We start from the raw sequence: 12,483 nt of genomic DNA on the forward strand, positions 1-12,483 counted from the left end.
GTGTTCAGTACTGTGCCTTGAAGTCTGTTGCCACATCGAGAAAACGTCGGGCGAGATCGTCCTGCGTCATAAAACCGTATACCAGCGGCTGAACATGCCCCTTCGTCGGGTCAACCAGCATGACGGCGGGAAGATAACTGACCCCCAGACGACGCGCTTGTCCACTGTCCGCTCGCGTCTGAGGGAGCGACTCGCTGCGCGTGCCATCCACACTCACCGGGATAAGCGACAGGCCGTACTGCGTGGCAAATTCTTTCACGCTGGCGGCCATGAGGCTGTCGATCTGATTATGCCCGCGATAAAACAGAAAAAGCCCATAGCGCTGACCCAGCGAATGGATGGCCATTAACTGCCTCTGGTGACTCTCATTTTGCTGCAGAGTGGCCGTGCGGTTATAGCGACTGTGCTCAAGGTTGTAATCCAGCTCCGGGTAATCCAGCAGGGCTTTTTTGGCCGTCTGCGTGAACTGGCCGGAAAGACGTATCAGATAAGCCTGCAGACGCAAAAAATCTGCCGCGTGCTGTTCCAAAGGTGAAAGAATGGCGCGGTAAAGTCGCTGTTGCGTCAGCTTTTTCAACAGGGCCATCTGCAGGGTCGGAGAGAGGCGGCTGAGGGGAATGTTCTCCTGAGTGTCCGCCTCGTCTTCAGGGCGGGGTTCGTTGTACCAGTGCCAGCCCACAATGGGTCGTTCAACATAGGTATTTATCGTGGCAGGCCCCATGGCGGTGTCCTCGCCCTTCGCAACAGGGACGATCACAAAGATGAGCAGCCCAATCAAAAAGACCTTCACTGAGCACCGTCCTTCATTTTGTCTGTGATTTGCTGTTTTATCCGTTCGATCAGGAACTGGTCTTCCGGAAGCGTGGTGCTATTCTCAAGATCGTCATAAAAATCAGCAAAGTTAATGGCACTGAAATCAAGATGCTGTAGCTCAGCCACGCTCAGCCCCCGGCAGTCGGGTGATTCCCCGCGCCCGAATCCTTTCCCAAGCTGCCCCCGTCGCCCCTGCTCCTGAATGATTTTTGCGAGCTTACTGTCAAACTGGCAGTACCCTTCTTTCCTCTCGGTGCAGACGCCCAGGATCTTGTGCGCGCAGTATCCCCCGACATAGATGGTCAACTTCCGTGCTTTTGCCTGTCCCAGCGCCTTTTCCTCCGAACTGCAACTGGCAAGCCCCGTATCCTGCCCCCAGCCGCTATCCCTGCAGCAGTTACTGAATCCAGCCATGGCTTTACGACAGCTTATGGCCCTGCCGGTGAAGGCCGACACGTTCATGCTGTTCAGTTGAGCCACGTCCTTTCCTGCCGCGGCCAGTGCCGCAAGACCTGATACGGCGGAGCGAAAATCATCATTCGCCTTGTTTTCTGCGTGATCGCAGCTGCCATCGGCACACACCAGCTCGCCACCACACAGGTGCGCTGTGCCGCGGGTGTGTTTTTCACAGGAAAAGACCACATGTTCACGCAGACAGGTATTACTGAGCGAGGCAATACAGGCAATACTGCCCACAGTACAGGCGGGATTTTTCATGTAGGGCTCGCAGGTACCGTTATCCGGCGATTGTGAAATATAGGTATCGGTGTACTGCCAGCAATCGCTGTGCAACCTAAATGGCTGTCCGTTAACGATAAAGGTTCGGTTCCCGCCGGGCGAAGTACACACGCTGCCGGTTTTGATCTGCTCAGACGGATCAAATGGACAGGTCTCCGTCCACACCACATCGGGCACCCACTTTTTCTCTCTGACCTGCATCTCGAGCGTGAGGGCCATGCGACCGTCAGAGCCATTTTTCAACCAGTTCAGGGTTTTCCGGGCATAATTCTGGCAGCGGGACGGATTCCCGCGCAGACAATTTTGATTTTCAATCTCTCCGACCGGGGATAATCGTTCCTGACTGAGGGGGGCTCCCGCCGCACCGGTTAAGACCCATGTGTTCTCCTTTTTGGCCACGGACTCGGCGTTCACTCCCCACCAGCGCATGCGGTAGGAGAGATTCTTGTCAGTAAAATGCAAAGTAAGCGTGGCACGGATCACCGTTCCTGACGCGGGTGCACGAAACTGAAATGTCACACGTTTGTCGCCATCGTAGCGGTAGACGAAATCGTTATTGCTCACGCTGAACGTTTTCGTAAGGACGGTTTCTTCTGCGTGTCCCCCGCCCGGCCCGGCGCTTCGGGTACAGGTAAGCTCTACTGCTGGCGTGCGCTCACAGGTAAAGTTGGTAATCTGCGTGTTATTTATCACGACGTCGCGACACTGCGTGTCGGTGTCCTGCGTCAGGCTTTCCGCCTTATCCTCAACATCCAGCGAGTCGTGAATAAAAGGGGCGTCCGTTGAAATACGGTCCGGTGGGCGATGTTTGATCACATCCAGCATGGTTTTTCCTGCCGCAGAGTGATTCATCTCCCGGGTACCATTGCTGTCAAGCGCAGTATTCTGGTCTGCCGTTACCCCACCATACAATTTCGACTGTTCCGGGCTCTCCGTAAAGCCGGGGATTAATCTCGCCGGATCGACATTTTTCAGGGTATCCAGCCCTTTTCCCTTTTCATCATTGGCGTAATGGGAGGCTTCGTCATACTGCGAGTTTGCCAGTGCGCATCCGCAGTACAGTATGCCAGCAAGGGCGTTTAAGATGGGTTTCATTTGTCCTCCCGTATCTCAGCAAGAAACTGCCGGGCAACGTGGCGACACTTTCCTTCTTCAGCAATGCGTGCCAGCGCCTCCTTAATCCTGAGATTGCCGGTTAAGCGGTCATACCCGGCCTCGCAGGTGACCACCAGGGCGGGCACCGCTCTGATGTCATAACGTTCAAACAACAGGGGATCAATCTGAACACCGCCAGCATTTTCTGTCCGTATGAGTTCAAAAAGTACCCGTACCGTTTCGTGAAAATCATTATCGATCAGACCATTGACCAGCACGGGAACATGAAGACGACTGGCCTGCGCTATCATCTGCTTCAGGCCATCGCGCGGCACGGAAAAAGAGAGAAAATACAGTAACTGGCACCCCTTCCCCTCAGCGGCTGACCGAAACGGTTTCCCGGCAACGGTCGTATTCCGTGAAAAGGAAACGGATGGCCGGAGAGCCCGCTCCTGTGGGAGCGGGTGTGGTAACAGCAGGGATTCATCCAGGCTCAGAGCCCGCACACAGGTCGCTGTCAGCAGCCCGCCAGACAGCAGGATAACGATCAAATTTTTCATGAGGGGATCTCAAAGAAAAACGCAGTTGCGTTTGCGCCAGATGAGGTAACCGAAATTCTGCCGGCTGGACGGCGTGGCATGACCGGCTTCCCAGGCCATCACGGTTCGGCCAAAGGGATGACACCGCGCCGAATCGGGAAACATATTCACCATCTGATACCGGAAGCGGTCTTTTGGCATAACCGGAGAGGGGTATTCAAAACAGACTTTATTGTTCTGCCCCACGCTGTTCATGATCATGCCCTGCCGGTGCAGTTTATATGCCATGCGTTCTGACAGCAGCACGCTGGCAGCCTGGGGGCTGGCCTGGTCAGGGACAAATCCCGTGAAAGGATAAAGACTCCCATGTGAACCGGCACACCAGAACAGGGAATTGAGGGGCATAGAGACCGCGCTGGCCAGGGCATCCGCAGCACAGGCACCCTGAGCGATGGGGTTCGCGAACAGAAACGCCTCGGGAGAGAGTACCGACGCAAGCGAACTGTCATTCCAGGTTGGGTCCAGTTCGGAAAGATACCCGATGTCCATGTCGCCCCCCTGCATACAACCGAGATCGGTAATAATGTTGAGCCACCAGGTCAGCGGGTATTTGTACCAGTGGACGTGATAAAACGCGGCAGTATCGTCCCCTCCCTGACGTTTTCCCCCACCACTGCCGAGTTTGCCGGCAGAGATACTGAATCCGCCCAGATTCACCATGCAAAAGGGAGCCCGGGTCACGTCGGTGAGGGCAAAGGGTTCCCAGTACCCAATCGCAATACCAATACGGTAAAGCTCACTGACCGGACAGACCTGTAAAGGACTGGACGGATTCTCGGTATCCGGTTCATTGCTGGCCGCCACCGGTACATTGCCAATCGTCAGGGGGAAAAGGCATTGCCAGCAGATATCGGTGATCGGATTGACAAAATGTCCCTGACACTCCGGTGCAGAAGCCCGTACTGTCGCTCCGGCATTGAGTAATGCCACCAGCGCCAGGACGGATAATCTGTCTTTCATTCGCGTCTCCTCTCGATGTCAAACCTGACGAGGTCAGGATGCTACAGACGTCCTCTTTCCTTGTTCCGCTGCGCGACGAACAGGGTGTTTTTTTCATTCCTTCGGCAGTGCGGCGGAGGTGATTTTCAGACGTCGTCCGTCCTGTACGACCCGGGCCGGGATATACGTTAACTGCAGCCTGCGGGATATGACGCCCTGCTGATCGAAGTAAACCCGTGAAGCCAGGCTGTCCGACGCCTCCCGCACGTTTCCGTTCACCAGGATGATTTTGTAATGGGGTGTGGAAGGCTTCTGAGCCTTCATCCAGGCGATCTGTCGCTTATCATCGCCATCGATAAAATAGAGCGTGAGGTTCAGGGAAAGCGTGTCGAGGGGATTGATGCGATCACCCTGATGAACGAAGACGTGATTTCGTGCGTCCGCAATGTCCTGCTCCGCGGTAAAAGTGGGATCATACCAGGAGACATGTTCCCGGGAGTCTGCTTTCAGGCCAGGTACCGGAACCGGACGAAGCGCATGTGCTTCCACCCGCTGCGCAAACTGGTGCTGCAGAGCAGAGAGCGTGCCGTCGTTCATCATTGTCGCCAGTCGCGTCTGGATAAACGCGAGAAAACTCTGTTCCGCAACCGGCCACGTATCACCCCAGGTGCCCAGATCTTTCGCCTGGGACAGTGGCGAAAGCCCGGCCAGTAAAAATACCGCGATAAGGCGGTCTCTCATCGAAATTCTCCTGATTGTCCGGCTCTGGACTAAGGGCCCTGAGAGTAAGCTCACAATTGATGACGTGAACAGGCGGGTTCATAACCGGTAACGCAGTTATTCGTTAACTGTGTGATGACAAAAAACGCGCCGATGTCATCAATGGAGCAGGTCTGGTTTTCTCATCATGGACGCTCACGTGCAGACGCTGCCGACATGCGTTTCGCCACGTCTGTCTGGATCTCCTGTGTAATATCCGGCGCGCCGGCGATCACCGCCGGTGCCACCAGGATGATCGCGTCGTGATGTCGTTGCCAGTCAGTTAAGGCACCGTTGAGTGCAGCATTGAAACGGCCCGTGGTTTTTTTAACCGCCTCCTCGCCGGCATGTTGATGGCTGAGCTGGGCCATAAAGCTGTTCACCGTGCCCTGCATATCAAAGGTCACCACTTCCTGTTGTCGCGAACAGAAAATTCTCGCCGTAAGCCACAGATTCAGGAGAAGCAGAATGCCGGTGACAGCAGCCACTGACGTTACGATACGTCGCCAGCTACGTTGCTGGCGTCGAAACCGTATGCCTTTTGTTATCGGGATCGCTGTTGCGTCCATTTCTGAAGTAACTCCATTTCATCAGGATACTTGTGGCAGGCCAGACGCCACACTGTCTCGGCAACACTGTTCCCCTCCCGCAGACTCTGCTCACGATATTCAAAATCTTTACCGTCGGAAGAGGACATCACCCGACTCAGCGGGTCGAGAAGCAGCCGGTGATAAGAAACCTGACCGGCGACTCGAAGCATAAAGGCACTGAAGTGGGCATCTTTAGCAGACGGGAAACCTTCAATGATGCTCTGTTCAGCGGGGCTGAACTGACCTTCATTTGTCTGGTTATATTTGCGAAACGCCTCAAGATTCTGACGAAGCAGGATCTTGAAGGATGAATTAGACCAGGCCGCTCTGGCTGCGACACTGGCCTTGTCACCATCAAAATCTTCAATTCCCTGTGTGATAGTGATATAGGCGCCGCCGTATTTCCTGGCCGTTCGGTAGCCATTTTCAATAAAATCGCCGATAAAACTGCTCTCACTTGCGAGCAGTTTCCAGGCTTCATCAATAATGGCGGCCTTACGTTCACTGCGTGGCGACAGGAACATGCGCTGTTCGACATAAATCATCATTGAAAACATGATGGCGGCCAGAAGATCGGGTTTGTTCTTGAGTTTGCCCATCTCCAGTACACAAAACCGGACCGAATCATCCAGCGCCGGGTTTGGGCTGTTGAAATACTCTCCGTATATTCCACCGGTGGTGTATTTGTGCAGGGATACGATAATTTCTTCCATTCGGTTTCGTACGGTATCGGCAGTACGATACTGATCGGATACAACCAGCGTCTTAAGATGCGCGACGACATCATCGATTAGCGCCGCATTTCTTTTTTCCATCCAGACGCTTTGCACGGCATTCAGAAGAATGGATTTGGTGGTATCGCCAACCCCGCCTGACGGGCACGACAAAACCAGGAGTAAATCGCGAATACTTTCCGCCGATTCAACAATATTCACGACCCCTGCAAACGGGTTAAATTTCAGATCGGTGGCGTCGACATACACTCCCCCCACATTGGCACACAATGTTTTATAGGAATCCCCCATGTCGAAAACCCATGCCCGTCCTTCGCTCTCGAGGATCTGGCGAATAAGGGTTTGCATGAGGAAGGATTTACCGCCCCCTGACGTCCCGCATATACCAAGGTTATAGTTGTCATTACCCAGCCCGGAGTCACTGTCAAACAGATCAAGAAACGAGAGCTGATTGCGATAAGAGGGGATCGGCACGCCTCTGGAGCAGATCCGGTTGTCCGCGACAACGGGCATCAGGTTCGCGACATTGAACGCTTCCGCCCTCAGCGTAGCGCCACTGCGTTTCATATCACTCCATAACCCTTCCGCCATCATGAATGGAAACAGCGCGAGGTAATTACGCATCTGCATAAACATGGGCGGGCACAACACAATCCCGTTGGCACGAAAGGTATTGTTTAATGCCAGCTCGCACATCAATGCTTTTTCGTCATCATCCTCGCAAAACAGCGTGACGCTCAGGCTGTAACGCGCCAGCGACGACTGTCCTTTTGAGAGGCGTGAGCGCAAACCATCCCACTCCCGGGCCGCCGCTTTTACGCCGGGTACCCATTTTCCGAAGGGAGAGTTTGCACGCTTGTCGTTAGTGGCAAATTTGCGCAGCGCTTCGTTCTGACTCTTTGCCTGAGGCTCCAGCTCCGTCGTCAGGGTGATGGCGAAGGGACAGGGAACGGTTGATCCGGGATCCAGGAGGTTACTGAGGTTATTTCCCGCCTGCCACAGGGCAAACTGTTCCGGGTTTTTCTCCGGCATGAAACTCATTATGCGCGTGGAGATTCGTTGACCATTTGCAGCAGAGAGGCTCTGGCGAAGACTGTCTGCCCGGACTTCAAGCGTGATTGAGGGCTCAACACATTGTGCGTTCAGTTCTTCATAGGGATCCACCTGACGGGACGGTGGCATGACCTGGTCGTGACGATAATTGATCAGCTCACGTACCAGCCCCAGTAATCCCCCATCATTGACCAGCACGGAATGCAGGCGGACAGCAAAGAGAGATTGTTGCAGGATACTCAGCGTTTGGCCAAGCGAGCTGAAGACGCGGTCATCGAGACGACGACATTCTTCTGCGTAGCTGATAAACAGACGATAATTACGTAGCGAGAGTGGATATCCTTTGTTATTTGGCAGACCATAGAGGGCGCCACGCTCATAAAATGCGCGGGTTATGCGTGCAAATTTGTCCGCATGTTCACCCCGCCAACTCATCCCCGTCAGTCCCGTATCCAGCATATCACTGATGCATTTACTCCCCAGAAGCAGCACGCTGAGGGGTCTTTCACGGGGAAGCTTATTGCGCAAAAAATTGTCCAGCGCATCCACAATGTTCTCATTCGCACCAATGAGCGGTGTACATTCGAGAACAAATCCGACGGTGGTGCTGTTGATGAACATACCGGTTTCAGGGTCGAAATGCCGGTAGGGAAGCACGCTGAGCAATGAGGGGTAGTCCATCTCCGTCAGCACTGCGTCCGCTTCCGGTGCTCCGTCCTTGATGTGCCAGCCGGTAAGCATGCGTCGGAAAAATTCATTATAGAGGGTCATTTTCTGTACCCCATCCAGTGGTCAGGTACCGCAACGAATGAGACAACAGAAGGGGCATGATAAACGTCTTCCTCATCCACCCAGGCCGCAATCCACAGGCGCGCAACAACCGGGCCGGTTCTCCCGGGCAGCTTCGCGCGGGTCTGCGTGTTTGAGGCCATGACAGCGTCGGACCCGCTGGGTGAATACACTCCCGTGCCTGCCAATACGTCGGGATTGGACGAAGATGGCTTTGACGATGGGATATCAGAGAACGCCGGTATGCGGGTTTCCCCTTTTCCGCTGGCTTCAGCTGGCAGGTGCCGGGCTATCTGGTTGGCGTCCTCCATGGTCAGGCAGCGATCGTGAGCCAGCGATTGACAGTCAAAATCCGTATTCATTCCAGCGCAGCCTGAAAGCAGGCATATACCTGTAAGCATTGCAGTCAGATTCCTGGTCATAGCTGGGTCCTGTGGGCTGAGAAAGGTTGTGAAGATTGGGGGCAGAAATCGCGTGAATACGTGTTATCCAGACAAGTTTCCAACCGTCGCGCAGTTACACGTGAGACAAGCGCGAGGACGAGCGCTGGCTTTCCGACATTGAACACACATTCAGCCCATTGGGATCCGCATCCGCACTTTCATTAACATTGTCCTGAAGTGGATCTTCGGATAGCAGCCTTATTTCCATGTGGCCGGTGACGGGTTCGCCGTTCCAACGGTGTCACCCAGTTTGAGCTCGTTTAACACCTCTTTCGTGATGGTGATGCCATTATCTGAAGATGTTTCTGGTGGTGTCTGCCGGGTTGATTTTGCTTCCTCTCCATCGACATACCTGAGCTGAAAACCTTCCTGAAACACAACAGAGACGGAGACGCCTGCCCCGACAGGGATGACGGGATGATATTGTTCAGCACGCTTGATGAAATATTCCGACAGGGTCTTCCCTGCCTGGGAGGTCCCCCCGCCCAGACCCGCGCGAGCAACTTCTCCACTCGTTACGCTGTGTGAGGAGCCAAGACCGACCGTCGTTGACCCGACGCTGGACATGGCGCTTCCCATGGCATCAATGGCTCCGCCGGCAAAAGCAAACCCGACTATTTTACCGTTACGTATCACGGGCGTCGCACGGATGCCATTTTTGCCCATAAAAGAGATATGACCTTTGATTTTCTGATCGATGATCCGGTTATGGATTCGGCATGACAACCGATCGGTGCGCAACAGCGCTCTTTCGCTGGAGATGTCGCCATACGCGGCGGCCGTCACGAAGCAACCGCGCAGATCGTATTCACCGTCATTCGGGAGTATCACTTTCCCCGTCAAACGAAACTGCATGGGAGAGGAGGCACTTTCCCCCGTAACCGATGCATTCGCATCTGCGCCTTCAATCACCGTCGCTGGGGCAAAGCTGCCAGAAGGGATATAAGGCAGAGAATGACGTTTATCGTTGTTACGGCTGTACGCGACGGTCATGGTTGACAGCTCAGACGGGTGCTGCGCACGGTCTGAGGTCACCGTCTGGTTCATCGGGGGCGCCGGATAAAATGCCGTTGGGGGAGGCACTGATGCTGGTAAGGATGTGCCGACAGGAAGTTGAGGTTCGGCCCTGTCGCCCCGCAGTTTGAGTGAATCGGCATGATGTTCTGAACGCAGTGAGTCCATCTGCGTCTGGAGATGTTTTAATACATCGTTTTGCATCTGGACCGTTTTGCGGTACACCTCATTTTCTCCGGCGATCTTCGTCAGCTGCAGCTCAAACTGGTTCAGTTTTTTGTCCACCTCAGATGCCGTGTGCTGCAGGTCAGCGACTGCGCTTTCACTGACCTTTTTGCCAAAGGAGGTAGAGGTCACCGCCCCGGTCATATCCGGTACAGGTTTAGCTGGCTGATTTTTTCCTGGCGCAGCCCGGGAAGGGGACCCAATATACCAGGCTACAATACCTGTGCCTGCAAGACCCAGTAATAGTGTCACCAGCAAAGCCATCTGCTTGTTGCGCGTCATCTCGTTAATATTGCCCATGATGCGCCTTCCCATCCTCATTCTCACTCGAGGCGGTCATCCATACAGAGGCAGCTTCGTCAGGCATTAATCGGGTTTTGAAAGGAAAAATCATCACAGCGCGAACGCCTTGTGCCTGAAATAGCGTCTCAGTGAACGCCACCACGTGACGGTCTGTATTGCGGACATTCAGCCGATAGAGACGCAGCTCTCCACCGCTCCACATGTCCACCGGTTCCACCTTGAGTCCGGTAGTTAACTGAAGCCGTGGCAGGGCGACGACCGGAGCCTTCAGAAAACCCTGCGGTGTCTTTCCCTTCAGAACAGCCTTCTGTATATCGGTCAGCAAATGGAGGTAAGGCTGCGATCTCTCCCATTGACGGGTGGACTCATTCTGCGCAGGTGTACCGGAGATGAAATGCAGCACCCGGCCCTGTCTTTTCTGCGGCAGGCCGATAACCGAGACCGTCAGTCCCCCTGCCGTGCGTAAGTAAAATGTGAAGGGCCTTGTTTGCGTTGTCATGAGTACAACCCCACCGTTCGCCTGTCCCTGGACCTTGTTGGCATTGACAAACATGCCCTGGACACTGTCGACAGCAATAATTCGGTCCCCCGGTACGACAAACAGATTGGGATCTGTGTTGCTGATCGCGATTCTGACCTGGCTGTCAGGTCCGACGGGAATATCAACAGGGGGCAGGGAAACGGGACTGGCAAGAACCAGGAAATTTCCGCTGGCGGCTAAAAACAGCCCGAACTTAATGTAACGCAGACGCATTTGTCTTCTCCCTGAATGCTTTGATGGTGACCATCCCCCGGCGGTAACGGAGTTCCAGTCTGAGAATCTTTTCTTCAGGCGGTTGCTTACGACTGCCTATCCATTGCTGAACAGTGCCATGAATATCCACCGTGCCTGCGGACGGGTAAGTATCCAGGCCTGAGAGATAGAATGCCGAGGTGACGTTATTATCAATAACCCGCTGGGCTTCTTCCGCCAGAACGTCCTGCATGGCAGGCCGTGTCTCATTGTCGAAGAATCGCAGCAATGCCTGATGATTAGCCTTAACCGATTCAGGAGAAACGTTGTAGCGAAGCAACACTAACGATTCGGCAGTCTGCTCGAGATAGCTCGCATCCGTTCGGTTGCGGGACAGCGTAAAAGATGCATCCAGTCCCATCGGAATATAGGTTTCCTCATGACTGTTAATCAGGGCATCAATCTGTAACCAGGCCAGCGTATTGCCACTCAGGGAGATGACAAGCAGCCCCAGGAGCATGACAAATGCGAGCGAGGTGTAACGCCCCATAACGCGGTGCGCCTTCAGTTCCACACTCTCCCTCCTACGGTTTACTCAACGAAGCCACAACCGGTATGACGAATCAGGTATTACTTTGTATCTGCCTTTGAAAAGCATCGAAGGAAAAGACCAGTAGCAAAGGTTAAATAACCAGGTGGAACCTTTGCCCTTTTTGAAATGTTTTAATCCCGTCCAGAGTATGACTGACATGATCAGGCCGGTTAGATATTGTCCCGTATAAAAGCCCCATGCCATGGGGCAAAAAACTGCGAGAGTTTCGTCTGTGGGTAATCCCACGGGACCTGACCGTTCATTCAGGGTCTGGGGAAAAATAAAGCGCGCAGCACGCGTTTCATTCATGACGGTTGGCCAGCTTATCAGCCACCCGACCGGGCGGAAATAATGGCAAACACCACTTTTGTGACCACGATGAATACCGGTATAAAAAGGAAGGTAGCCGGATTGTGGTTGCGCAGATAGAGCAGAAAAACCAGTACCGCTTCAGCCAGCATGAAGTAGTACATCATAGTGGAATCCGGACCAAACGTATCCTGAGCGTCTGCTTTGCCTGCAGAAGTCAGATCTTCAGCGTGCACCATACCCCGTGCGGCAAGCCAGAGCAGTAGCGAAACTGCAAGATATTTTAACACCACTGGCACCAGACGACGGTTAGGCCACCTCGGGAAAAGGGTCATCACCCCAGCCATACCGCGTAAACACCACAACCTTTCAGGTGGCCAGGCTAAACGCTCTTCACGCTGTTTATGCAACGTCTTAACCATATTTCTTCCTCAAACAGGGTTAACAGGAGAACATATTTCTCTCGTCATGAAAGTCATTCTGGGCAATGTCTTTTGCTCGTGGACGCTACCGCCCCAGGATGTCAACCCTGTCGTGGGGAGAACACACCCGACAACGCCTGCGACAAAAGAATTCCCCTTTTTCCTGAACGCATCACGTAATACCCGGAAAAAGACTCTCCGGATATAATTTAAGCCCAGGTAATTGACGTGTTTTTCACTAAACACTAAAACCGTCACCAACGCTTATTCATTATGATAAAAACCGTTCGGATAAAAAGTTAGACAGGTGTCGAGTGATAATAACTCCATAGC

The 12,483-nt window shown here is 53.7% G+C and carries 13 protein-coding genes; all 13 read right to left on the reverse strand.

Translation table 11 applies throughout. The features are described 5' to 3' along the window. Window positions 1-4 precede the first annotated feature (4 nt). Complete coding sequence (gene traF / locus L6R44_RS11745; RefSeq protein WP_237424301.1) at window positions 5-790, reverse strand: type-F conjugative transfer system pilin assembly protein TraF; 786 nt, start codon at window positions 788-790, stop codon at window positions 5-7. Further along, entirely contained in the window at window positions 787-2,646 is a 1,860-nt protein-coding gene (traN, locus tag L6R44_RS11750; RefSeq protein ID WP_237424302.1) for a type-F conjugative transfer system mating-pair stabilization protein TraN, read from the reverse strand. Before traN ends, traF begins: the two co-directional genes overlap by 4 nt. After that, window positions 2,643-3,206: a type-F conjugative transfer system pilin assembly protein TrbC gene (gene trbC, locus L6R44_RS11755; RefSeq protein WP_237424303.1), complete on the reverse strand. Its 564-nt coding sequence runs from the start codon at window positions 3,204-3,206 to the stop codon at window positions 2,643-2,645. Before trbC ends, traN begins: the two co-directional genes overlap by 4 nt. A 9-nt stretch (window positions 3,207-3,215) precedes the next feature. Then, entirely contained in the window at window positions 3,216-4,205 is a 990-nt protein-coding gene (gene traU, locus L6R44_RS11760) for a conjugal transfer pilus assembly protein TraU (protein ID WP_237424304.1), read from the reverse strand. A gap of 93 nt (window positions 4,206-4,298) precedes the next feature. Next, window positions 4,299-4,925 carry a type-F conjugative transfer system protein TraW gene (gene traW, locus L6R44_RS11765; protein ID WP_237424305.1) on the reverse strand — a complete coding sequence of 209 codons (627 nt, stop codon included), beginning with the start codon at window positions 4,923-4,925 and terminating at the stop codon, window positions 4,299-4,301. 164 nt (window positions 4,926-5,089) lie between these two features. Further along, window positions 5,090-5,512, reverse strand: coding sequence for a type-F conjugative transfer system protein TrbI (trbI, locus tag L6R44_RS11770; RefSeq protein WP_086524760.1), 423 nt, complete (start codon window positions 5,510-5,512; stop codon window positions 5,090-5,092). Continuing rightward, a complete protein-coding gene (gene traC / locus L6R44_RS11775; protein WP_237424306.1) occupies window positions 5,488-8,091 on the reverse strand; it encodes a type IV secretion system protein TraC in 2,604 nt (867 codons plus the stop codon). The genes trbI and traC overlap by 25 nt, the downstream gene beginning before the upstream one ends. Then, window positions 8,088-8,531, reverse strand: coding sequence for a type IV conjugative transfer system lipoprotein TraV (gene traV / locus L6R44_RS11780; RefSeq protein WP_272930082.1), 444 nt, complete (start codon window positions 8,529-8,531; stop codon window positions 8,088-8,090). Before traV ends, traC begins: the two co-directional genes overlap by 4 nt. Window positions 8,532-8,750: 219 nt before the next feature. Then, a complete protein-coding gene (locus L6R44_RS11785; RefSeq protein ID WP_237424308.1) occupies window positions 8,751-10,091 on the reverse strand; it encodes a TrbI/VirB10 family protein in 1,341 nt (446 codons plus the stop codon). Continuing rightward, entirely contained in the window at window positions 10,078-10,848 is a 771-nt protein-coding gene (gene traK, locus L6R44_RS11790; RefSeq protein WP_237424309.1) for a type-F conjugative transfer system secretin TraK, read from the reverse strand. The genes L6R44_RS11785 and traK overlap by 14 nt, the downstream gene beginning before the upstream one ends. Then, window positions 10,829-11,401 carry a type IV conjugative transfer system protein TraE gene (gene traE / locus L6R44_RS11795; protein WP_047070836.1) on the reverse strand — a complete coding sequence of 191 codons (573 nt, stop codon included), beginning with the start codon at window positions 11,399-11,401 and terminating at the stop codon, window positions 10,829-10,831. Before traE ends, traK begins: the two co-directional genes overlap by 20 nt. Before the next feature lie 21 nt (window positions 11,402-11,422). Further along, a complete protein-coding gene (gene traL / locus L6R44_RS11800; RefSeq protein ID WP_072057648.1) occupies window positions 11,423-11,728 on the reverse strand; it encodes a type IV conjugative transfer system protein TraL in 306 nt (101 codons plus the stop codon). A gap of 17 nt (window positions 11,729-11,745) precedes the next feature. Further along, complete coding sequence (locus L6R44_RS11805) at window positions 11,746-12,150, reverse strand: type IV conjugative transfer system pilin TraA (protein WP_272930083.1); 405 nt, start codon at window positions 12,148-12,150, stop codon at window positions 11,746-11,748. Window positions 12,151-12,483 lie beyond the last annotated feature (333 nt).

The sequence above is a fragment of the Enterobacter cloacae complex sp. ECC445 genome (assembly GCF_021892025.1).
GTDB classification, from domain to species: domain Bacteria; phylum Pseudomonadota; class Gammaproteobacteria; order Enterobacterales; family Enterobacteriaceae; genus Enterobacter; species Enterobacter chengduensis.

Excerpts from the sequence above, each read along its gene's own strand:
- traU (WP_237424304.1), bottom strand. The coding sequence starts at position 4,205 with ATGAAAGACAGATTATCCGTCCTGGCGCTGGTGGCATTACTCAATGCC.
- L6R44_RS11805 (WP_272930083.1), bottom strand. The coding sequence starts at position 12,150 with ATGGTTAAGACGTTGCATAAACAGCGTGAAGAGCGTTTAGCCTGGCCA.
- traN (WP_237424302.1), bottom strand. The coding sequence starts at position 2,646 with ATGAAACCCATCTTAAACGCCCTTGCTGGCATACTGTACTGCGGATGC.
- traW (WP_237424305.1), bottom strand. The coding sequence starts at position 4,925 with ATGAGAGACCGCCTTATCGCGGTATTTTTACTGGCCGGGCTTTCGCCA.
- trbI (WP_086524760.1), bottom strand. The coding sequence starts at position 5,512 with ATGGACGCAACAGCGATCCCGATAACAAAAGGCATACGGTTTCGACGC.
- traC (WP_237424306.1), bottom strand. The coding sequence starts at position 8,091 with ATGACCCTCTATAATGAATTTTTCCGACGCATGCTTACCGGCTGGCAC.
- traV (WP_272930082.1), bottom strand. The coding sequence starts at position 8,531 with ATGACCAGGAATCTGACTGCAATGCTTACAGGTATATGCCTGCTTTCA.
- traK (WP_237424309.1), bottom strand. The coding sequence starts at position 10,848 with ATGCGTCTGCGTTACATTAAGTTCGGGCTGTTTTTAGCCGCCAGCGGA.
- traL (WP_072057648.1), bottom strand. The coding sequence starts at position 11,728 with ATGAATGAAACGCGTGCTGCGCGCTTTATTTTTCCCCAGACCCTGAAT.
- trbC (WP_237424303.1), bottom strand. The coding sequence starts at position 3,206 with ATGAAAAATTTGATCGTTATCCTGCTGTCTGGCGGGCTGCTGACAGCG.
- L6R44_RS11785 (WP_237424308.1), bottom strand. The coding sequence starts at position 10,091 with ATGGGCAATATTAACGAGATGACGCGCAACAAGCAGATGGCTTTGCTG.